The organism is Cupriavidus sp. FW306-1B-F12B (assembly GCF_058781795.1).
Map to the genome: position 1 here is coordinate 197942 of NZ_JBYSXC010000002.1, position 20202 is coordinate 218143.

Below are 20202 nucleotides of genomic sequence, written 5' to 3' on the forward strand. Positions count from 1 at the left end.
GCTAGTTGTTGCTGCTCGCCTTACTTGGCGACCGGCGTGTCGGTGGTGTTGCCCGGCTTCCAGATCTGGCCGATGGCCACGCTCTGCAGCTTCTTCTTGCGGCCGTACCAGAGGTTGACCAGGCCGCGGTTGAAGAACACCGCCGAGAACATCGAGGTCAGGATGCCCAGGCAGTGCACCACGGCAAAGCCGCGCACCGGGCCCGAACCAAAGGCCAGCAGTGCCAGGCCGGCGATCAGCGTGGTCACGTTGGAGTCCAGGATGGTGGCCCAGGCGCGGTCGAAGCCGACCGCGATCGCCATCTGCGGCGACGCGCCCGCGCGCAGTTCCTCGCGGATGCGCTCGTTGATCAGCACGTTGGCGTCGATGGCCATGCCCAGCACCAGCGCGATGGCGGCAATGCCCGGCAGCGTCAGCGTGGCCTGCAGCATCGACAGCACCGCCACCAGCAGCAGCAGGTTCACGCCCAGCGCCACCACCGAGAACACGCCGAACAGCATGTAGTACAGGATCATGAACACGCCGATGGCGGCAAAGCCGTAAGCGACCGAGTCAAAACCCTTCTGGATGTTGTCCGCGCCCAGCGACGGGCCGATGGTGCGCTCTTCGATGATTTCCATCGGCGCGGCCAGCGAGCCGGCGCGCAGCAGCAGCGCCAGGTCGTTGGCGGCTTCGGTGGAGTAGGAGCCAGTGATCTGGAAGCTGGAGCCCAGTTCGGACTGGATCGTCGCCACCGTCAGCACTTCGCCCTTGCCCTTTTCGAACAGCACGATCGCCATCGGCTTCTTCAGGTTCTCGCGCGAGACGTCGCGCAGCACGCGGCCGCCCTGGGCGTCGAGCTTGATGTTGACCGAAGGCTGCTGGTTCTGGTCGAAGCCGGCCGAGGCGCTTTCAATGCGGTCGCCGGTGAAGATGACCTGCTTCTTCAGCACCACCGGGGCGCCGTTGCCTTGCGTGAAGAGCTCGCTGCCGAACGGGATCGGGTCGCCCGGGCGCGGGCTGCGCGGCGCGTCGTTGTCGACCAGGCGGGCTTCCAGCGTGGCGGTGCGGCCGATGATGTCCTTGGCCTTGGCGGTGTCCTGCACGCCGGGCAGCTGCACCACGATGCGGTCGGCGCCTTGCTGCTGGATCACCGGCTCGGCCACGCCAAGCTCGTTGACGCGGTTGTGCAGCGTGGTGATGTTCTGCTTGACCGCGGCATCCTGCACGGCCTTGCGGGCGGCTTCGGTGAAGGTGCCGACGATATTGTTGCCGTCCATGGCGAAGGCGACTTCGCGCAGGTTGTCGGCCAGCAGCGGACGCGCGCGGTTGGCGTCGTCGGCGTTGTTGAAGCGCACCGTCAGGCGCTCGCCGTCGCGGTCGATGCCGCCGTGGCGGATGCTCTTGTCGCGCAGCAGGGTGCGCGCGTCGCCGCCAAGGCTGTCGAGCTTCTTGTCGACCGCGCCCTTCATGTCGACCTGCAGCAGGAAGTGCACGCCGCCGCGCAGGTCCAGGCCCAGGTACATCGGCAGCGCGTGCATGGCGGTCAGCCAGCGCGGCGAGCCCGACAGCAGGTTCAGCGCGACCACATAGGTGGGGTCGGCCGCGTCGGGGTTGAGCGTGCGCGACAGGATGTCCTTGGCCTTGAGCTGCTCGTCGGTGGTGCGGAAGCGCGCCTTGACCGAGCCAGACTGGCCGGAAATATCAAAGAAGACGCCGTCGGGCTGCAGCTGGTTCTGTGCCAGGATCTCTTCGACCTGCTTCTGCATCGACAGGTCGACCTTGACCGTGGCCTTGCCCGAGGACACCTGCACCGCAGGCGCCTCGCCGAAGAAATTCGGCAAGGTATAGATGATGCCGATGGCCAGGGCCACCAGGATCACGAGGTATTTCCAAAGCGGATAACGATTCATCTCTGGCCAGTCATTCAGCGGTTGGCGGGGCCGGCGCTGGCGTGGCGCACCACGTCGGCGGGGCCGAACCGGTTTGGCAAACAGCCGCCTGGCAACCACGGATCGAAGCCACCGGGGCTTCGTCGGGCTGGATCAGGCGGCTGCCGGGGCATGCGCGAACGGGCATGCCGGAAAAGACAAAGGCGGGAGTCGCGCGCGCGATCGGTGGATCAGAGCGCCTTCAGCGAGCCCTTCGGCAGCACCGTCGTCACGGCGTTCTTCTGCACGGTGATTTCCGTGCCTTCGGCGATTTCCAGGCTGACGTACTGGTCGGTGACCTTGGTCACCTTGCCCAGGATGCCGCCGGCGGTCACGACTTCGTCGTTCTTGGCCAGCGCTTCGAGCATTGCCTTGGCTTCCTTCTGACGCTTCATCTGCGGGCGGATCATGATGAACCACAGCACGCCAAACATCAGGATGATGGGCAGGAAGCTCATCAGGCCGCCAGCCGCGCCGCCGGTACCGGTGGTCTGGGCAAATGCGTTAGAAATCAGCACGTTGATTCTCCGTCACAAAATTAGTCAAATAATCGATCATTCTACCATTCGCATTCCGCCCACCCTTGGCATTCTAGGGCGGAATACGGGTTTGTTCGGGTGCGCCCGGGACAACTTGCGGCAGGGGTCGGCAAGGCCGGGCGCTCCGGATCGCGGCTCGCCCCCGGATGACCCGGCTATTCGACCGCCGGCAGCGCAAAAGTTCGCGCCAGCCGGCGTTGTCACTGCGTGCCGCGGGCGCGGTCGGCGGCGAACTGGCGGCGGAAGTCGGCAAAGCGGTGATGCTCGATGGCTTCGCGCATCTCGCGCATCAGCTGCAGGTAGTAGTGCAGGTTGTGGATGGTATTGAGGCGCGCGCCCAGGATCTCGCCTACGCGGTGCAGGTGGTGCAGGTAGGCGCGCGAGAAGTTGCGGCAGGTGTAGCAGGCGCAGCTTTCATCGAGCGGACGCGGATCGTTGCGGTGCGCCGCGTTCTTGATCTTGACGTCGCCGAAGCGGGTGAAGAGCCAGCCGTTGCGCGCGTTGCGGGTGGGCATCACGCAGTCGAACATGTCCACCCCGGCGGCGACGCCGGCGACCAGGTCCTCGGGCGTGCCCACGCCCATCAGGTAGTGCGGCTTGTCGGCCGGCAGGCGCGGCGCGACGTGCTCGAGCACGCGCATCATGTCTTCCTTGGGCTCGCCCACCGACAGCCCGCCGATGGCAAAGCCGTGGAAGTCCAGCTCGGACAGGCCCGCCAGCGATTCGTCGCGCAGGTCTTCGTACATGCCGCCCTGGACGATGCCGAACAGCGCGTTGGGGTTGGCCAGGCGCTCGAACTCGTCGCGCGAGCGCTTGGCCCAGCGCAGGCTCATGCGCATCGACTTGGCCGCTTCCTCGTGCGTGGCGGCGCGGCCGTCGATCTCGTACGGCGTGCACTCATCGAACTGCATCACGATGTCGGAGTTCAGCGTGCGCTGGATCTGCATCGAGATCTCGGGCGACAGGAAAAGCTTGTCGCCATTGACCGGAGATGCAAACGTGACGCCATCTTCGGTGATCTTGCGCAGATCGCCGAGCGAAAACACCTGGAAGCCACCGGAATCGGTCAGGATCGGCTTGTCCCAGCCGATAAACTTGTGCAGGCCCTCGTGGGCGTTGACCACGTCCAGCCCGGGGCGCAGCCACAGGTGGAAGGTATTGCCCAGGATGATGTGCGCGCCAATCTCGTTCAGTTCCAGCGGCGACATCGCCTTGACCGAGCCGTAGGTGCCGACCGGCATGAAGATCGGCGTCTCGACCACACCGTGGTTCAGCGTGACGCGGCCGCGGCGGGCGTTGCCGTCGGTGGTGATGAGTTCGAAGTTGAGCATGGCTTGTGATTCTGGATTCAGGCGCCGGGCTGGCGGGTCAGCAGCATGGCGTCGCCGTAGCTGAAGAAACGGTAGCGCTGCTCGACCGCATGGCGGTAGGCGGCGCGGATGGCTTCCACGCCGGCCAGTGCCGACACCAGCATCAGCAGCGTCGACTTGGGCAGGTGGAAGTTGGTGATCAGGGCATCGACCAGCCGGAAATGGTAGCCGGGCGTGATGAAGATATCGGTGTCGCCACTGCCGGCGGCGAGCGTGCCGTCGGCCTGCGCGGCCGATTCCAGCGCGCGCAGCGAGGTGGTGCCGACCGCGATCACGCGGCCGCCGCGCGCGCGGGTGTCGCGCACGGCCTGGGCCAGGTCTGCGGAGACGGCGTACCACTCCGAGTGCATCTTGTGCTCGGCCAGGTTCTCGGTGCGCACCGGCTGGAAGGTGCCGGCGCCCACGTGCAGCGTCAGGAAGGCGCGCCGCACGCCGGCGGCATCGAGCCGCGCGAACAGCGCATCGTCGAAATGCAGGCCCGCGGTGGGCGCGGCCACCGCGCCGGGACTGCGCGCGTAGACGGTCTGGTAGCGGGTCTCGTCGTAGGCGTCCGGGTCGTGCGTGATATACGGCGGCAGCGGCAGGCGGCCGTAGCGCTCGATCAGGTCCAGCGCCGGCTCGGGGAAGCGCAGCGTGAAGAACTGGTCCACGCGCGGGCCAACGGTGACGGCGAAGGCATCGTCGGCCAGGTGCAGCGTGCTGCCCTCGGCCGGGGTCTTGGAGGCGCGCACCTGGGCCAGCACGGTGTGGCTGTCGACCACGCGCTCGACCAGCACCTCGATCTTGCCGCCGCTGGGCTTGTCGCCGAAGAAGCGCGCCTTGATCACGCGGGTGTCGTTGAAGACCAGCAGGTCGTCGGGACGCAGGTAGTCGATGATCTCGCTGAAGGCGCGGTCGACCATGCGCACCGCGTCGGCGGTGTCGGCCGGGGCCAGCCGTTCGACCACCAGCAGCCGGCTCGCGCTGCGGTCGGGCAGCGCGCTCTGGGCAATCAGTTCTGGCGGCAGCGGGAAATCGAAATCGGAAAGCGTCAACATCGTGGGAGCGGCGGGCTGCGCGATCCCATGCAGGCCGGAGCGGGGCACAAAACGGCACTCCGCTGCCCGTGGTGGCAGCCGGCATGGGTACAATCGGCGAATCCGATATTGTAAGGCCACGGGCGCGCTTGCCGCCGGGCCGGGCGTGATACCGGCTATTCGCCGGCGCCGCGCCAGCCAACCCCGCAGCACGAGAGCGACCGCTGCCAACTTTTTCGCCGATGCCCGGAACCGCCGCTGAACCGATCCACGACCCCGCCGACGCCGCCAAGGAAACGGCGGCGCCCGCGCGCGGCAAGGCCGGCGAAGCCAGGGGCAAGGCCGCCGCCTCCGGCACGTCCTCCGCGGCCGCGCGCCTGGCCAAGCTCGGCCTGCGCCGTCCCGTCGACCTGGTGCTGCACCTGCCGATGCGCTATGAGGACGAGACCACGCTGGCGCCGATCGCCGAGGCCATCCACCGCGCCGGGCTCGGGCTGCCGGCGCAGGTGGAGGGCGAGGTCATCTCCAACGAAGTCACGTTCCGGCCGCGCCGCCAGCTGGTGGTCAAGATCGCCGACGACAGCGGCGAGCTGACGCTGCGCTTCCTGAACTTCTACGGCAGCCAGACCAAGCAGATGGCCGAAGGCGTGCGCCTGCGCGTGCGCGGCGAGGTGCGCGGCGGCTTCTTCGGCGCCGAGATGGTCCACCCCACGGTGCGTCCGGTGGTGCCCGGCGAAGCGCTGCCTGACCGCCTGACGCCGGTGTATCCGTCCACCGCCGGCATCCCGCAGGCCTATCTGCGCAAGGCCATCGGCGGCACGCTGTCGCGCACGCCCATGCCCGAGACGCTGCCGCGGGCTGTGCTGGAGGGGCCGCTGGCACGCCTGCACCTGCGCCCGCTGGCTGACTGCCTGCGGTTGCTGCACGCGCCGCCGCCGCAGGAGAGCGAGGCCGCGCTGGCCGACCGCTCGCATCCGGCCTGGCAGCGCATCAAGTTCGATGAGCTGCTGGCGCAGCAGATCTCGCTGCGGCGCGCGCACGCGGCGCGCCGCGAAAAGACCGCGCCGACCATGCCGCGCCGCGAGGGCGGCCTGCTGACGCGCTTCCTGGCCGCGTTGCCGTTCCGGCTGACCGGGGCGCAGCAGCGCGTGGTCGAAGAAATCGCCGCCGACATGACGCGCCCGCACCCGATGCACCGGCTGCTGCAGGGCGACGTGGGCAGCGGCAAGACCATCGTCGCCGCGCTGGCAGCCTGCCAGGCGATCGATGCCGGCTACCAGGCCGCGCTGATGGCGCCCACCGAAATCCTGGCCGAGCAGCACTACCGCAAGCTGTCCGCATGGCTGGAGCCGCTGGGCGTGCCGGTGGCGTGGCTGGCCGGCAGCCAGAAGGCGCGCGACAAGCGCGAGGCCGTGGCGCGCGTGGAATCGGGCGAGGCGCAGCTGGTGATCGGCACCCACGCGCTGATCCAGGACACCGTGCGCTTTGCCAGGCTGGGGCTGTCGGTGGTCGACGAGCAGCACCGCTTCGGCGTGGCGCAGCGGCTGGCGCTGCGCGGCAAGGCCGGTGCCGCCGACGCCCCCGATTCACCGGCAACCGCGGCCGAGACCGTGCCGCACCAACTGATGATGTCGGCCACGCCGATCCCGCGCACGCTGGCCATGACGTATTACGCCGACCTCGATGTCTCGGTGATCGATGAGCTGCCGCCCGGGCGCACCCCCATCGTCACGCGCCTGGTCAACGATGCGCGCCGCGACGAGGTGATCGCGCGCGTGCACCATGCCGCCGCCGAGGGGCGCCAGGTCTACTGGGTCTGTCCGCTGATCGAGGAAAGCGAGGCGCTGCAGCTGCAGACCGCGGTCGAGACCTATGAAACGCTGGTGGCCGCGCTGCCCGACCTGCGTGTGGGCCTGGTGCACGGGCGCCTGCCGCCGGCCGAGAAGGCCGCGGTGATGGACGACTTCAGCGCCAACCGCATGCAGGTGCTGGTGGCCACCACCGTGATCGAGGTGGGCGTGGACGTGCCCAATGCCTCGCTGATGGTGATCGAGCATGCCGAGCGCTTCGGCCTGGCGCAGCTGCACCAGCTGCGCGGGCGGGTGGGGCGGGGCAGCGCCGAATCGGTCTGCCTGCTGATGTACCAGGCGCCGCTGTCGCCGACCGCGCGCGAGCGCCTGGCGACCATGCGCGAGACCACCGACGGCTTCGAGATCGCCCGGCGCGACCTGGAAATCCGCGGCCCGGGCGAGTTCCTGGGCGCGCGCCAGTCCGGCGAAGCGATGTTGCGCTTTGCCGACCTGCAGACCGACGCGTGGCTGGTGGAATACGCGCAGGAGGCGGCCGAACTGATGCTGGCGCGCTACCCGGAAGCGGTGGAAGCGCACCTTTCGCGCTGGCTGGGCGGGCGCGAGCACTACCTCAAGGCTTGAGTGCGGGCTGGTTTTTCGACGGATGTGCGCCATCCAGCGCACCTGCCGGTTCGCTGCGGACAATTCGGGCTGGCGCTCTGACAGAAGCGGCAATCGAAGGTAAAATCTATCGCCTACCGGAAACTGATAAGTCATGACGCTCACCGAACTCAAGTACATCGTCGCCGTGGCGCGCGAGCGCCATTTCGGCCGGGCCGCCGAAGCCTGCTTTGTGTCGCAGCCGACGCTGTCGGTCGCGATCAAGAAGCTGGAAGACGAACTCAACGTGCAGATTTTCGAGCGCGGCACCTCCGAGGTGTCGGTGACGTCGGTCGGCGAGCAGATCGTGGCGCAGGCCCAGCGCGTGCTCGAACAGACCATGGCCATCCGCGAGATCGCCAAGCAGGGCAAGGACCCGCTTGCGGGTCCGTTGCGGGTGGGCGTGATCTACACCATCGGTCCGTACCTGCTGCCGTCGCTGGTCAAGCAGATGATCGAGACCGTGCCGCAGATGCCGCTGATGCTGCAGGAGAACTACACCCACAAGCTGATCGAGCTGCTCAAGCAGGGTGAGATCGACTGCGCGGTGATGGCCGAGCCGTTCGCGGATTCGGGCCTGACGGTGCGCCCGCTCTATGACGAGCCCTTTGTCGTCGCCGTGCCGCGCGGCCATCAGCTGGCGCAAGCGCGCTCCATCGACCCCGATGAACTGAAGCAGCAGACCATGCTGCTGCTGGGCAGCGGCCACTGCTTCCGCGACCATGTGCTGGGCGTGTGCCCGGAACTGTCGCGCTTCTCGCAGGCGGCCGACGGCATCCAGAAGACCTTCGAGGGCTCATCGCTGGAAACCATCCGCCATATGGTGGCCAGCGGGGTCGGCATCACCGTGCTGCCGCGCACCTCGGTGCCCGACCTGAAGGCCAAGGGCGACATGCTGTCCTATGTGCCGTTTGCCGATCCGGTGCCCGACCGGCGCGTGGTGCTGGCCTGGCGCAAGAGCTTCACCCGGCTGCCGGCGATGGAAGCGCTGGCCAACGCCGTGGCCGCGTGCGAGCTGGCCGGCGTGCGCAAGCTGGACGCCAAGGAGCTGGCCGAAGCGGCCTGATCTTCCTGCCCCCGCAGTACAGGCATTTCCCTCGGCCGCACCGGAGATTCCGCTGCGGCCGTTGTCATTTCCGGCCCCGCAACGGGGTATTTCACGGACCTGTCTTCGGGCGGTCACCTTCCGCTGCGATAAGTTGCAGGAATCCCAGATAGATTTGACCTAATACATAGGTATAAATAATTGAATTCTCAATTCGATAGATCGTTGGTAGGCTGACTCCTGTCGATGCAGATGGCATCGACCTGAGACAGGAACCAATGATGAGCACCAGCGCCCAGTTCTCTCCAGCAACAATCAACGGGCGCCCGTTTCCCCTCCGCATGGGGCGCTGCCTGCTCGATTGCCTTGCCTGCTATGCCGCCGCGCTCTGATGCGGCGTTCCCTTTCAGCCCACCCACAAAGAGGAAAAGATGAGCAAGAAGGACACCCTTACCACTGCCGCCGGCGCACCCGTCGTCGATAACCAGAACTCGCAGACGGCAGGCCCGCGCGGCCCGATGCTGCTGCAGGATGTCTGGTTCCTCGAAAAGCTGGCCCACTTCGACCGCGAGGTCATCCCCGAGCGGCGCGTGCATGCCAAGGGTTCGGGCGCCTATGGCACGCTCAAGATCACCCACGACATCACCAGGTACACCAAGGCTTCGGTCTTTGCCCAGGTCGGCAAGGAAACGCCGCTGTTCATCCGCTTCTCGACCGTGGCCGGCGAACGCGGCGCGGCCGATGCCGAGCGCGACGTGCGCGGCTTCTCGATCAAGTTCTACACCGATGAAGGCAACTGGGACGTGGTCGGCAACAACACCCCGGTGTTCTTCGTGCGCGACCCGCTCAAGTTCCCGGACTTTATCCACACGCAGAAACGCAATCCGCGCACCAACCTGCGCGACCCGATCGCGGTGTGGGACTTCTGGTCGCGCCATCCGGAATCGCTGCACCAGGTCACCATCCTGATGAGCGACCGCGGCCTGCCGCAGAACTACCGCCAGATCCACGGCTTCGGCTCGCACACGTACTCGTTCATCAACGCGAACAACGAGCGCTTCTGGGTCAAGTTCCACTTCAAGTCGCAGCAGGGCATCGCCAACTGGACCAATGAAGAAGCGGCCAAGGTCGTGGCAACGGACCGCGAAAGCGCGCAGCGCGACCTGTTCGAGAACATCGAGCAAGGCAATTTCCCGCGCTGGAACCTGCGCGTGCAGGTCATGCCGGAGGCCGATGCGGCCAGGTACCACATCAATCCGTTCGACCTGACCAAGGTCTGGCCGCACAAGGACTACCCGCTGATCGACGTGGGCGTGCTCGAGCTCAACCGCAACCCGGACAACTACTTTGCCGAGGTCGAGCAGGTGGCGATGAATCCGGCCAATATCGTGCCGGGCATCGGCTTCTCGCCCGACAAGATGCTGCAGGGGCGGCTGTTCTCGTACGGGGACACGCAGCGCTACCGCCTGGGGATCAACCACAACCAGATCCCGGTGAATGCGCCGAGATGCCCGTTCCACAACAGCTTCCACCGTGACGGCGCGATGCGCGTGGACGGCAACCAGGGCGGCAAGCTCAACTACGAGCCCAACCGCGAAGGCGCCTACGCCGCCAGCGAGCGCGCGATCGAGCCGCCGCTGGCACTGGATGGCGCCGCCGACCACTGGGACCACCGCGTCGACCCGGACTACTACAGCCAGCCCGGCGCGCTGTTCCGCCTGTTCGACGAAGGCCAGCGCCAGCGCCTGTTCGCCAATATCGCGGCAGCGATGCAGGGCGTGCCTGAGGCGATCGTGCGCGTGCAGCTGGAGCACTTCGCCAAGGCCGACCCGGCCTACGGCGAGGGCGTGAAGCGCGCGCTCAACCTGAAGTAAGCGGCAGCCTGGCGCGGCGCCCGTGGCGGGATGCCGCGCCGCGGAGAACGATGATGGCGATGATCCGGTTGTTTATCGAAGAGTGGCGACAGCTGTGGCATGACGGGCACGACCAGCCCGGGCGCGCCGATGCCGCGCGGCTGCGCCACAAGCTGTGGCGCAAGGAAATCGGCGCCGCCGTGATCGTGCTCGGCGCAGCCGTGATGTTCAGCGAGGTGGCCCGGGGTTTGGCCGGGATTGCCGGCTAGTGCAATAATGCGGGTACTGCGCCGCCCGGCCCCAAAACATGGCAAGCCCGGCGGCGCCCCTCGTGGCTTTACCAGAACGGAGCGTATTTACCATGGCAAAGAAGAATGAGATGAGCGTGAATATCGGTATTTCCGACAAGGACCGCAAGAAGATCGCGGAAGGCCTGTCCAAGCTGCTGGCGGACACCTACACCCTCTACCTCAAGACCCATAATTTCCACTGGAACGTGACGGGTCCCATGTTCAATACGCTGCATCTGATGTTCGAGACCCAGTACACCGAACTGGCGCTCGCCGTGGACTCGATCGCCGAGCGTATCCGCGCACTGGGCTACCCGGCACCGGGCACCTACAAGGAGTACGCCCGCCTGTCGTCGATCGCGGAGGAAGAGGGCGTGCCCGAGGCCACCGAAATGATCCGCAAGCTGGTCGAAGGCCAGGAAGCCGTGGTGCGCACCGCGCGCTCGCTGTTCCCGGTGATCGACGCCGCCGGCGACGAACCGTCGGCCGACCTGCTGACCCAGCGCATGCAGACGCATGAAAAGACCGCGTGGATGCTGCGCGCGATGCTGGCCTGAGGCCAGCTGGCCACCTCCGGCTGCCCTTCAGTGGCGGCCGGCACTGCGCGTCGCAACCGTCCGGGCTGCGGCGCGTTTTCATTGAATCCTCCTTCCCGGATCCGCGCAGTGCAGACCCTCTCGCCGTTGCCCCCCACGCCCATGCTTGAACGCCTTTCCCTCTACGCGCGCCTGGTGCGCATCGACAAGCCGATCGGCACGCTGCTGCTGCTGTGGCCGACGCTGTGGGCCATGTGGATGGCCGCGGGCGGGCCGCCGGCGTGGGGGCTGTTCTGGATCTTCGTGGCGGGCACCTTCCTGATGCGCTCGGCTGGCTGCGCCATCAACGACTGGGCCGACCGCGACTTCGACAAGCACGTCAAGCGCACCAGGGAGCGGCCGCTGACCGCGGGCAAGATCGCCGCGTGGGAAGCGCTGGCCGTCGCCGCCGTGCTGGCGCTGGTGGCTTTTGCGCTGGTGTTGCCGCTCAATGCGCTGACCAAATGGCTGGCAGTGGTGGCGGCGGTGGTGGCGGGCACTTACCCGTTCTTCAAGCGCTTCTTTGCGATTCCGCAGGCTTATCTCGGCATTGCGTTTGGCTTTGGTATCCCGATGGCGTTTGCCGCGATCCAGGACCAGGTGCCGCCGGTGGCGTGGCTGATGCTGCTGGCCAATGTGTTCTGGGCGGTGGCGTATGACACGGCTTATGCGATGGTCGATCGTGACGACGACCTCCTGATCGGCATGAAGACTTCGGCCATTACCTTTGGCCGCTTCGACGTGGCGGCGATCATGCTCTGCTATGCCGCGTTCCTGGCGCTGATGGCGTGGGCGGGGGTGCTGCTGGGGCTGGGGTGGCCTTACTGGGTGGGGCTGGCGGCGGCTGCCGGTTGCGCCGGGTATCACTACACGCTGATTCGCGATCGGGACCGGATGCGGTGTTTCGCGGCGTTCCGGCATAACAACTGGCTGGGGGCCTGTGTGTTTGCGGGGACGGCGGTGGCTTATGCGATTCGCTGATTTACGCGATTGCTAACGGTCCGCTGCCGGTTTGCCCCCCTCTCCCGCTTGCGGGAGGGGAGCGTTCACAAAGGGCGGCGGCCAGGTCAGAGCGCCTGTGGTCTGCCCGCCCCTCAATCCTTCCCGAACTCCGCCCCCATCTCCTTGCCCCGCGCCGCGGCAGCATGCATCGCGCGCACGAAGGCATCACCAATGCCCGAAGCTTCCATCGCCGTCAGCGCCGCGTAGGTCGTGCCGCCCTTGGACGTCACGCGCTCACGCAGCGTCGACACCGGCTCGGAAGACTGCCCGGCCAGGGTAGCAGCGCCACGGAAGGTCTCGACCGCCAGTTCGCGGCCTTGCTCCGCCGTCAGGCCCAGCTCGGTGGCGGCGCGTTCCATCGCCTCGATAAAGTAGAAGACATAGGCCGGTCCACTGCCGGAAATGGCGGTGACCGCATCGATCTGGTCATCCCCATCCACCCACACGCACTTGCCGACGGCCTCAGCCACCGCGCTGGCGATCGCGCGGTCTTCGGCCGACAGCCCGGCCGGCGCGGCCAGCCCGGTCATGCCCATGCCCGCCAGCGCCGGCGTATTCGGCATCGCCCGCACCAGCCGTGTGCGCCCGTCCAGCCAGCGCTCCATGTCCTGCAGCCGGATGCCGGCGGCCACGCTGATCACCAGGTTGCCCTTGCCGCTGGCCGGCAGGATTGGGAGCAGCTGCGCCGCGGCGTCGCGGAACTGCTGCGGCTTGACCGCCAGCACCAGCACGTCGCTGGCGCCGAAGGCGGCGTCCGGCGCGCCGGCGGCGTGCACGCCGAGGTCGCGCGCCAGGCGTTGCTGGGCCTCGGGGAAGGGGTCGACCACGCGGATCGAGCCGGCCGGCACGCCGCGGGCGATCAGGCCGCCGATCAGTGCGGTGGCCATGTTGCCGCCGCCGAGAAAGCCAAAGGTAAGGGTATCGAGCATGGGGATCCGTTGGGGGCTTGGAGGGAATGGACTGGGCGCGCCGGGCTACGGGTACTGGCGCGCTCCGAAAATGGCGGTGCCGATCCGCACCAGCGTGGCGCCCTCGGCGATGGCGGCTTCCATGTCGCCCGACATGCCCATCGACAGCGTGTCGAGGTCCAGGCCGTCGGCGCGCAGCGCCTGCAGCATGGCGCGCATGGCCGCGAATGGGCGGCGCTGCGCGGCGGGTTCGTCCTCGGGCTCCGGGATGGCCATCAGCCCGCGCAGGCGCAGGCCGGGCAGCGCGGCGACGGCATGTGCCAGTGCGGGTACCTCTGCCGGGGCGACGCCGCTCTTGCTGGCTTCGCCGCTGATATTGACCTGGATGCAGACCTGCAGCGCCGCCATGCCGGCCGGGCGCTGGGCCGACAGCCGCTCGGCGATCCTGAGCCGGTCGACGGCGTGCACCCAGTCGAAATGCTCCGCCACCAGGCGGGTCTTGTTGCTCTGCAGCGGGCCGATGAAATGCCATTGCAGGCGGTGGCGCAGGTCGGCCAGCGCGGCGATCTTGTCGACGCCTTCCTGGACGTAGTTTTCGCCGAAAGCGACCTGTCCGGCGGCGTATGCGGCCCTTATGCGGTCGGGGGGAACGGTCTTGGAAACCGCCAGCAGGGCGATGTCCGCGGGCTGTCTGCCGGCTTGTTGTGCGGCCGCCGCGATGCGCTGGTGAACGGCTTGCAGGTTGGCGGCAATTACAGACATAATCCGGCGAACATACAAAAGAAAGTACGCAAAGTACTGATAACTAGGGTGGGGTCATTATAGATGGACATCGCGCAGCTATTGGCTTTCGCTGTCAAGAACAAGGCGTCTGATCTTCATCTCTCCGCGGACATGCCGCCGATGGTGCGGATCCACGGCGACATGCGCCGGATCAACATCGCCTCGATGACGCACAAGGATGTCCACGCCATGGTGTACGACATCATGAGCGATACCCAGCGCAAGGCCTACGAAGAACGCCTCGAAATCGATTTCTCGTTCGAGATCGCCGGCCTGTCCCGCTTCCGGGTCAATGCCTATAACACCCAGCGCGGCGCCGCCGCGGTGTTCCGTACCATTCCCTCCAAGGTGCTCACGCTCGAAGAGCTGCGCGCGCCCGCGGTGTTTGCCGACCTGTGCATGAAGCCGCGCGGGCTGGTGCTGGTGACGGGCCCGACCGGCTCGGGCAAGTCCACCACGCTGGCGGCGATGGTCGACCATCGCAACGAAAGCGACATGGGCCACATCCTCACGGTGGAGGACCCGATCGAATTCGTGCACAGCTCCAAGAAGAGCCTGATCAACCAGCGCGAGCTGGGGCCGCACACGCATTCGTTTGCCAACGCGTTGCGCTCGGCACTGCGTGAAGACCCGGACGTGATCCTGGTGGGTGAGCTGCGCGACCTGGAAACCATCCGCCTGGCGCTGACCGCGGCCGAGACCGGCCACCTGGTCTTCGGCACGCTGCACACCAGCTCAGCAGCCAAGACCATCGACCGCGTGGTCGATGTGTTCCCGCCCGAAGAGAAGGACATGGTGCGCACCATGCTGTCGGAATCGCTGGAGGCGGTGATCTCGCAGACGCTGCTGAAGACGCGCGACGGCAATGGCCGCACCGCCGCGCACGAGATCATGATCGCCACGCCCGCGATCCGCCACCTGATCCGCGAGAACAAGATCGCGCAGATGTACTCGATGATGCAGACCAGCAGCGGGCTGGGCATGCAGACGCTGGACCAGTGCCTGTCTGACCTGATCAAGCGCAGCGTCATCAGCTACAACGACGCGCGCGCCATCGCCAAGAACCCCGACGCGTTCATGGGCTGAGGCCCGCTCCCCAGCAGGACACCGCCATGCTCGATCGCGAATCCGCCGCCAAGTACATCAACGACCTGCTGGAGCTGATGGTCAGCAACCGCGGCTCGGACCTGTTCATCACCTCTGACTTCCCGCCGGCGATCAAGGTCGACGGCAAGATCAAGCCGGTGTCGCAGCAGCCGCTGAACCCGACCCAGGCGCTGGGCCTGGTGCGCTCGGTGATGAACGAGCGCCAGGTGCAGGACTTCGACACCAGCCGCGAATGCAATTTCGCGATCACCGCGCCCAAGGCCGGGCGCTTCCGCGTGTCGGCCTTTATCCAGCAGGGCAAGGCCGGCATGGTGGTGCGCACCATCAATACGCGCATTCCCTCGGTGGCCGACCTGGACCTGCCGGCGACGCTGCATGAGGTGGTGATGGCCAAGCGCGGGCTGGTGATCGTGACCGGCGCCACCGGCTCGGGCAAGTCGACCACGCTGGCGGCAATGCTGGATCACCGCAACGCGCATTCGTACGGCCATATCATCACCATCGAGGATCCGATCGAGTACGTGCATGCGCACCAGAACTGCATCGTCACGCAGCGCGAGGTCGGCATCGATACCGAGTCCTGGCACGTGGCGCTGAAAAACACGCTGCGCCAGGCGCCCGACGTGATCCTGATCGGCGAAATCCGCGACCGCGAGACCATGGAGTACGCGATGCAGTACGCCGAGACCGGCCACCTGTGCCTGGCCACGCTGCACGCCAACAATGCCAACCAGGCGATCGACCGCGTGGTCAACTTCTTCCCCGAGGAAAAACGCCAGCAGCTGCTGATCGACCTGTCGCTGAACCTGAAGGCGATGATCTCGCAGCGCCTGCTGCCGCGCGCCGGCAAAAAGGGGCGGGTGCCGGCGGTGGAGATCATGATCGGCACGCCGCTGGTGGCCGACCTGATCTTCAAGGGCGAGATCCACGAGCTCAAGGAAGTCATCAAGAAGTCGCGTGAGCAGGGCATGGTCTCGTTCGACCAGGCGCTGTTCGACCTGTACGAGGAAGGCAAGATCACCTACGAGGACGCGCTGCGCAACGCCGACTCGCTTAACGACCTGCGCCTGATGATCAAGCTGCACAGCGCGAGCGCCAAGGACACCGACCTGGGTGCCGGCACCGAGCATCTCAATGTCATCTGATTCGTGCACGGCGATGCGCATGGCGTTATGCTTGGGCCACGCAAGGGCCAGTTCCGGCCCCAGGAGTCTGCCATGAGCAATGTCTACCAGTTCGAAGCCAACTCGCTGGCCGGCCAGCCGGTACCGCTGTCGCAGTTCCAGGGCAAGGTGATGCTGGTCGTCAACACCGCCAGCGAATGCGGGTTCACGCCGCAGTACGAGGGCCTGCAGAAGCTCTACGACGAATACCACGAGCGCGGCCTGGAGGTGCTGGGCTTCCCGTGCAACCAGTTCGGCAAGCAGGAGCCGGGCGATGCGCAGCAGATCGGCCAGTTCTGCGAAACGCGCTTTGCGGTGCGCTTCCCGATGTTCGCCAAGATCGACGTGAACGGTGCCGACGCCCATCCGCTGTACCAGTGGCTGACCACGGAAAAGCGTGGCGTGCTCGGTACCCAGGGCATCAAATGGAATTTCACCAAGTTCCTGCTGCGCCGCGACGGCACGGTGTTCAAGCGCTATGCGCCGACCACCAAGCCCGACGAGCTGCGCGCCGATATCGAGATGCTGCTGTCCGACCCGGCCGCCTGAACAGTACTAGGTGCCGCTGGCGCGCACCGCGCGCAGGAAACCGTTGAGCGAGCGGTCGGGCGTTTCGTGGAAATGGTCGTCCAGCATGCGGATGGCGCGGCAGCGGTCCAGCCGGAAGCTGCGATAGTCCGAGCGCGTGGTGCACCACGTCGCCAGCAACCAGGCATTGCCCCAGAAGAACAGGCCCAGCGGCATCACCACGCGTTCGGTGATGCGCTGCTGCACGTCGCAATAGTCGAGCAGCAGCAATTTCTGTTCGCCCAGCGCGCCGTGCACCACGTCGAAGGCCTCGCGCACATGCGCCTGGTTGACGTATTCCGGCGCGAACACGCGGCTTTGCTGCGCCGCCAGCCGGCGCGGCGGCGGCAGCGCGGCCATCAGTTTTTCCAGCGCGGGATCGGCCGCGGCGGCCAGCGCGCCGCCGCCCCAGGCTTTCAGGAGGCGCAGGCCGGCGACCAGCGCTTCGACTTCCATGGCGGTGAACATCAGCGGCGGGACATCGAAGTCGGCGCGCAGCCGGTAGCCGATGCCGGCCTCGCCCTCGACCGGCACGCCTGACAGCGACAGCGCCTGGATATCACGGTAGACGGTGCGTTCCGACACCCCGAGCCGCTGCGCCAGCAGCGCCGCCGTGGTCAGGCGGCGGCCGCGCAGCACCTGCACGATCTGGAACAGGCGGTCGGCGCGGCGGCTCATCGGGGGCGGCTTGCCATCGGGGTCAACCGGCCACGGGCTCGTGCAGCCCGATGCGGTTGCCTTCGCTGTCGGTGATATGGGCGATGCGGCCGATCTCGCCCGGCAGGCGCAGCGGCCCGAACACGGTCTTGCCGCCGGCGCGCGCGGCGCGCTCCAGCAGCACATCCAGTTCCGGCGCATGCAGGTACGGCACCGCGCCGTAGTAGTTGCTGGGGCGATAGCCCTCGCCGGCGACCAGCGCGCCGCCCGGGTCGGGGTGGGGGAACACCGCCATGTCGACCTGGCTCATGGTCTCGCGGCGCAACTGGATATTGAACACCTGCTCGTAGAAGCCGACCGCGCGGCTCATGTCGACGACGGGGATTTCCAGCCAGTTGATCAGACGGTTGCTCATGACAGACTCCTTGGTTCCAGGTGAAGGGGAGTGGGGAGTTCGCATCATGCGCGGGGGCTGCTGACAGCGTGCTGTCAGGAGCGTGTCAGTGTGGCATCCACGCCGCCATCACCGGCACCATGATCGCCGTCAGCACGCCGTTCAGGCCCATGCCCAGCGCGGCAAAGGCGCCGGCTTCCTGGTTGACCTGGAAGGCGCGCGCGGTGCCGATGCCGTGGGCCGCCACGCCGGTGGCGAAGCCGCGCACGCTGTAGTCGCGGATGCGCAGCAGGTTCAGCACGCTGGTGGCGCTGACCGCGCCGATGATGCCGGTTGCCATCACCAGCACCGCCGTCAGCGAGGGCAGCCCGCCGATCTTCTCGGCCACGCCCATGGCGATCGGGATCGTCACCGACTTGGGCGCGAGCGAGCGCACGGTCTCGGGCGATGCGCCCAGCAGCCAGGCAATTCCCACCGCCGACACCACCGCCACCACCGAGCCCGCCACCAGTCCTGCCAGCAGCGGGAACACATGGGTGCGCAGCTTGGGCAGTTGCAGGTACAGCGGCACCGCCAGTGCCACCGTGGCCGGCCCCAGCAGGAAGTGCACGAACTGCGCGCCGTCGAAGTAGGTCTTGTAGGGCGTGCCGGTGACGGTCAGCACCGTGACCAGCAGCGCCACCGCGATCATCACCGGGTTGGCCAGCGGCGAGAAGCGCGAACGCTCATAGATGCGGAAGGCAAAGACGTAGGCCAGCAGCGTGGCGGTCAGCCCGACCAGCGGGCTCGCGGCCAGGTAGACCCAGATCTCGTTGAGGCGGGGCGTGATCATGCCTGCTCTCCTTTCGCATCGGCGGGAGGCGTGTCCGGCGTATCGGAGCGCTTGCGCATCAGCATGCGCGTGACCACGGCGGTGGTGGCGATGGCCAGCCAGGTGGACACCACCAGCGCCACCAGGATCGGCATCCATTCGCCCTCGATGCGGTTGGCATGGACCATGATGCCTACGCCGGCCGGCACGAACAGCAGCGACAGGTGCTTGAGCAGCTCAGTGGTGGTGCCCTGGATGATGGGCAGCAGGCGGTCGTCGAAGACGAGCCAGCCGAACAGCAGGATCATGCCCAGCACGGGGCCGGGCACCGGCAGGGTCAGCGCGTAGCTGATCACCTCACCGATGGACTGGAAAACCAACAGGATTGCAAAGGTCTGGAGCATGGGGGCGTGGCGTTTGGTCGCAGGTGCGCGGCGCGCGTCCGGAAGGGATGCGTGCTGCCGCCCATGCTGCCCGCCCGCGCTAGCCGAGCATCTTGTCGACCAGTTCGATCCAGTGCATCACCGGGGTGCCGGTGCCGCCCTGCAGGTGCGAGATGCAGCCGATATTGGCCGAGACGATGGCTTCGGGCTGCGTGGCCTGCAGTTTGGCGAGCTTGTCGTCTCGCAGGCGGTAGGCCAGTTCCGGCTGCAACACCGAATAAGTGCCCGCCGAGCCGCAGCACAGGTGGCTGTCAGCGCAGAGTTTGACTTCGACGCCGAGGCCGGTCAAGAGCGCTTCGACTTTGCCGCGGATCTGCTGGCCGTGCTGCAGCGTGCAGGGCGGGTGGTAAGCCACGCGCCGGTTGTCGCGCGGGACCGCGCCGGCCAGGGTGTGCAGCTCGTCGGCAAAGTCCGGCAAGACTTCGGACAGGTCGCGCGTCAGTGCCGAGACGCGGCGGGCGCGCTCGGCGTACTTCGGATCGTTGCGCAGCAGGTGGCCGTAGTCCTTGACCATCGCGCCGCAGCCCGAGGCGGTCATCACGATGGCCTCGGCGCCGTCCTCGATATGCGGCCACCAGGCATCGATATTGCGGCGCATATTGTCGAGGCCGCCGTCGTGGTCGCCGGTGTGGAAGCGGATCGCGCCGCAGCAGCCGGCTTCGCGCGCCACCAGCAGTTGTACGCCGACACGGTCGAACACACGCGCAGTTGCGGCATTGATGTTGGGCGACATTGCCGGCTGCACGCAGCCGTCGAGCAACAACATCTTGCGTGCATGCGCATTGCGCGGCCACGTGCCGGGCGCGGTGGTGCTGGACAGCGCCGGCACCTTGTTGCGCAGCGTGCCCGGCAGCAGCGGGCGCACCATCTGGCCCAGGCGCAGCGCCGTGCCGAACAGCGCCGGGCGCGTCAGCCCCTCGCGCAGCACCCAGCGCGCGATGCGCTCGCGGGCGGGGCGCTGCACGCCTTCGGCCTCGAGCTTGTCGTCGACCAGCTTGCGGCCGATATCGACCAGGCGGCCGTAGCGCACGCCCGACGGGCAGGTCGATTCGCAGTTGCGGCAGGTCAGGCAGCGGTCCAGGTGCAGGCGCGTGCTTTCGGTGATGGCATGGCCTTCCAGCACCTGCTTCATCAGGTAGATGCGCCCGCGCGGGCCGTCCAGCTCATCGCCGAGCAACTGGTAGGTGGGGCAGGTGGCGGTGCAGAAGCCGCAATGCACGCAGTTGCCGACGATGGATTTGGCTTCCTCGCCTTCGGGCGTGTTGCGAAGAAAATCGGCCAGGTTCGTTTGCATGGTGTGGGGAGGTTGTGCCGGGGGA

Annotated in this window: 20 protein-coding genes; 9 read left to right on the forward strand and 11 right to left on the reverse strand. The window is 67.1% G+C overall.

Annotated elements, in window-relative coordinates:
- Positions 1-20: 20 nt before the first annotated feature.
- The 4 genes from secD to queA all read right to left on the reverse strand — a co-directional run bounded on the left by secD (position 21) and on the right by queA (position 4856).
- On the reverse strand, positions 21-1892 hold the full coding sequence (gene secD / locus AC3WLE_RS04215) for a protein translocase subunit SecD (RefSeq protein ID WP_492319615.1): 1872 nt from the start codon (positions 1890-1892) through the stop codon (positions 21-23).
- 209 nt (positions 1893-2101) lie between these two features.
- Positions 2102-2428: a preprotein translocase subunit YajC gene (gene yajC / locus AC3WLE_RS04220; RefSeq protein WP_010815061.1), complete on the reverse strand. Its 327-nt coding sequence runs from the start codon at positions 2426-2428 to the stop codon at positions 2102-2104.
- 221 nt (positions 2429-2649) lie between these two features.
- On the reverse strand, positions 2650-3780 hold the full coding sequence (gene tgt, locus AC3WLE_RS04225) for a tRNA guanosine(34) transglycosylase Tgt (RefSeq protein ID WP_492319616.1): 1131 nt from the start codon (positions 3778-3780) through the stop codon (positions 2650-2652).
- 17 nt (positions 3781-3797) lie between these two features.
- Positions 3798-4856: a tRNA preQ1(34) S-adenosylmethionine ribosyltransferase-isomerase QueA gene (gene queA / locus AC3WLE_RS04230; protein WP_492356078.1), complete on the reverse strand. Its 1059-nt coding sequence runs from the start codon at positions 4854-4856 to the stop codon at positions 3798-3800.
- Positions 4857-5077: 221 nt separating this feature from the next.
- Here queA and recG point away from each other — a divergent pair, with 221 nt between their 5' ends.
- The 6 genes from recG to ubiA all read left to right on the forward strand — a co-directional run bounded on the left by recG (position 5078) and on the right by ubiA (position 12029).
- On the forward strand, positions 5078-7267 hold the full coding sequence (gene recG, locus AC3WLE_RS04235; protein ID WP_492358125.1) for an ATP-dependent DNA helicase RecG: 2190 nt from the start codon (positions 5078-5080) through the stop codon (positions 7265-7267).
- Between the two features lie 133 nt (positions 7268-7400).
- Complete coding sequence (locus tag AC3WLE_RS04240; RefSeq protein ID WP_010815057.1) at positions 7401-8351, forward strand: LysR substrate-binding domain-containing protein; 951 nt, start codon at positions 7401-7403, stop codon at positions 8349-8351.
- A gap of 410 nt (positions 8352-8761) precedes the next feature.
- On the forward strand, positions 8762-10204 hold the full coding sequence (locus AC3WLE_RS04245; RefSeq protein ID WP_492353463.1) for a catalase: 1443 nt from the start codon (positions 8762-8764) through the stop codon (positions 10202-10204).
- 50 nt (positions 10205-10254) lie between these two features.
- The gene (locus tag AC3WLE_RS04250) at positions 10255-10452 is read left to right on the forward strand and encodes a hypothetical protein (protein WP_492319620.1); all 198 of its coding nucleotides are present in this window, start codon (positions 10255-10257) and stop codon (positions 10450-10452) included.
- 92 nt (positions 10453-10544) lie between these two features.
- A complete protein-coding gene (locus AC3WLE_RS04255; RefSeq protein ID WP_010815054.1) occupies positions 10545-11030 on the forward strand; it encodes a Dps family protein in 486 nt (161 codons plus the stop codon).
- Positions 11031-11171: 141 nt separating this feature from the next.
- Positions 11172-12029 carry a 4-hydroxybenzoate octaprenyltransferase gene (ubiA, locus tag AC3WLE_RS04260; protein WP_010815053.1) on the forward strand — a complete coding sequence of 286 codons (858 nt, stop codon included), beginning with the start codon at positions 11172-11174 and terminating at the stop codon, positions 12027-12029.
- A 113-nt stretch (positions 12030-12142) separates the two neighbouring features.
- Here the strand turns inward: ubiA and proC are convergent, their stop codons facing one another.
- Both proC and AC3WLE_RS04270 read right to left on the reverse strand, forming a co-directional pair.
- Complete coding sequence (proC, locus tag AC3WLE_RS04265) at positions 12143-12979, reverse strand: pyrroline-5-carboxylate reductase (protein WP_492319621.1); 837 nt, start codon at positions 12977-12979, stop codon at positions 12143-12145.
- 45 nt (positions 12980-13024) lie between these two features.
- Positions 13025-13720: a YggS family pyridoxal phosphate-dependent enzyme gene (locus AC3WLE_RS04270; RefSeq protein WP_492353248.1), complete on the reverse strand. Its 696-nt coding sequence runs from the start codon at positions 13718-13720 to the stop codon at positions 13025-13027.
- A gap of 63 nt (positions 13721-13783) precedes the next feature.
- Between AC3WLE_RS04270 and AC3WLE_RS04275 the strand changes: the two genes are divergently transcribed.
- From AC3WLE_RS04275 to AC3WLE_RS04285, 3 genes are all read left to right on the forward strand, one after another.
- Positions 13784-14827, forward strand: coding sequence for a type IV pilus twitching motility protein PilT (locus tag AC3WLE_RS04275; protein WP_010815050.1), 1044 nt, complete (start codon positions 13784-13786; stop codon positions 14825-14827).
- 26 nt (positions 14828-14853) lie between these two features.
- On the forward strand, positions 14854-15993 hold the full coding sequence (locus AC3WLE_RS04280) for a PilT/PilU family type 4a pilus ATPase (RefSeq protein ID WP_010815049.1): 1140 nt from the start codon (positions 14854-14856) through the stop codon (positions 15991-15993).
- Between the two features lie 72 nt (positions 15994-16065).
- Entirely contained in the window at positions 16066-16560 is a 495-nt protein-coding gene (locus AC3WLE_RS04285) for a glutathione peroxidase (RefSeq protein WP_010815048.1), read from the forward strand.
- Positions 16561-16566: 6 nt separating this feature from the next.
- On the opposite strand, the gene AC3WLE_RS04290 is transcribed toward AC3WLE_RS04285, so the two are convergent.
- The 5 genes from AC3WLE_RS04290 to glcF all read right to left on the reverse strand — a co-directional run bounded on the left by AC3WLE_RS04290 (position 16567) and on the right by glcF (position 20177).
- Positions 16567-17256: a helix-turn-helix transcriptional regulator gene (locus tag AC3WLE_RS04290; protein ID WP_010815047.1), complete on the reverse strand. Its 690-nt coding sequence runs from the start codon at positions 17254-17256 to the stop codon at positions 16567-16569.
- A gap of 22 nt (positions 17257-17278) precedes the next feature.
- A complete protein-coding gene (locus AC3WLE_RS04295) occupies positions 17279-17650 on the reverse strand; it encodes a VOC family protein (RefSeq protein ID WP_492319623.1) in 372 nt (123 codons plus the stop codon).
- An 85-nt stretch (positions 17651-17735) separates the two neighbouring features.
- On the reverse strand, positions 17736-18461 hold the full coding sequence (locus AC3WLE_RS04300; RefSeq protein ID WP_492319624.1) for an LrgB family protein: 726 nt from the start codon (positions 18459-18461) through the stop codon (positions 17736-17738).
- Positions 18458-18844: a CidA/LrgA family protein gene (locus tag AC3WLE_RS04305; RefSeq protein WP_492319625.1), complete on the reverse strand. Its 387-nt coding sequence runs from the start codon at positions 18842-18844 to the stop codon at positions 18458-18460. Before AC3WLE_RS04305 ends, AC3WLE_RS04300 begins: the two co-directional genes overlap by 4 nt.
- A 79-nt stretch (positions 18845-18923) precedes the next feature.
- Positions 18924-20177, reverse strand: coding sequence for a glycolate oxidase subunit GlcF (gene glcF, locus AC3WLE_RS04310; RefSeq protein ID WP_492319626.1), 1254 nt, complete (start codon positions 20175-20177; stop codon positions 18924-18926).
- Positions 20178-20202 lie beyond the last annotated feature (25 nt).

Excerpts from the sequence above, each read along its gene's own strand:
- secD (WP_492319615.1), bottom strand. The coding sequence starts at position 1,892 with ATGAATCGTTATCCGCTTTGGAAATACCTCGTGATCCTGGTGGCCCTG.
- tgt (WP_492319616.1), bottom strand. The coding sequence starts at position 3,780 with ATGCTCAACTTCGAACTCATCACCACCGACGGCAACGCCCGCCGCGGC.
- queA (WP_492356078.1), bottom strand. The coding sequence starts at position 4,856 with ATGTTGACGCTTTCCGATTTCGATTTCCCGCTGCCGCCAGAACTGATT.
- recG (WP_492358125.1), top strand. The coding sequence starts at position 5,078 with ATGCCCGGAACCGCCGCTGAACCGATCCACGACCCCGCCGACGCCGCC.
- AC3WLE_RS04240 (WP_010815057.1), top strand. The coding sequence starts at position 7,401 with ATGACGCTCACCGAACTCAAGTACATCGTCGCCGTGGCGCGCGAGCGC.
- AC3WLE_RS04245 (WP_492353463.1), top strand. The coding sequence starts at position 8,762 with ATGAGCAAGAAGGACACCCTTACCACTGCCGCCGGCGCACCCGTCGTC.
- AC3WLE_RS04250 (WP_492319620.1), top strand. The coding sequence starts at position 10,255 with ATGATGGCGATGATCCGGTTGTTTATCGAAGAGTGGCGACAGCTGTGG.
- AC3WLE_RS04255 (WP_010815054.1), top strand. The coding sequence starts at position 10,545 with ATGGCAAAGAAGAATGAGATGAGCGTGAATATCGGTATTTCCGACAAG.
- ubiA (WP_010815053.1), top strand. The coding sequence starts at position 11,172 with ATGCTTGAACGCCTTTCCCTCTACGCGCGCCTGGTGCGCATCGACAAG.
- proC (WP_492319621.1), bottom strand. The coding sequence starts at position 12,979 with ATGCTCGATACCCTTACCTTTGGCTTTCTCGGCGGCGGCAACATGGCC.
- AC3WLE_RS04270 (WP_492353248.1), bottom strand. The coding sequence starts at position 13,720 with ATGTCTGTAATTGCCGCCAACCTGCAAGCCGTTCACCAGCGCATCGCG.
- AC3WLE_RS04275 (WP_010815050.1), top strand. The coding sequence starts at position 13,784 with ATGGACATCGCGCAGCTATTGGCTTTCGCTGTCAAGAACAAGGCGTCT.
- AC3WLE_RS04280 (WP_010815049.1), top strand. The coding sequence starts at position 14,854 with ATGCTCGATCGCGAATCCGCCGCCAAGTACATCAACGACCTGCTGGAG.
- AC3WLE_RS04285 (WP_010815048.1), top strand. The coding sequence starts at position 16,066 with ATGAGCAATGTCTACCAGTTCGAAGCCAACTCGCTGGCCGGCCAGCCG.
- AC3WLE_RS04290 (WP_010815047.1), bottom strand. The coding sequence starts at position 17,256 with ATGAGCCGCCGCGCCGACCGCCTGTTCCAGATCGTGCAGGTGCTGCGC.
- AC3WLE_RS04295 (WP_492319623.1), bottom strand. The coding sequence starts at position 17,650 with ATGAGCAACCGTCTGATCAACTGGCTGGAAATCCCCGTCGTCGACATG.
- AC3WLE_RS04300 (WP_492319624.1), bottom strand. The coding sequence starts at position 18,461 with ATGATCACGCCCCGCCTCAACGAGATCTGGGTCTACCTGGCCGCGAGC.
- AC3WLE_RS04305 (WP_492319625.1), bottom strand. The coding sequence starts at position 18,844 with ATGCTCCAGACCTTTGCAATCCTGTTGGTTTTCCAGTCCATCGGTGAG.
- glcF (WP_492319626.1), bottom strand. The coding sequence starts at position 20,177 with ATGCAAACGAACCTGGCCGATTTTCTTCGCAACACGCCCGAAGGCGAG.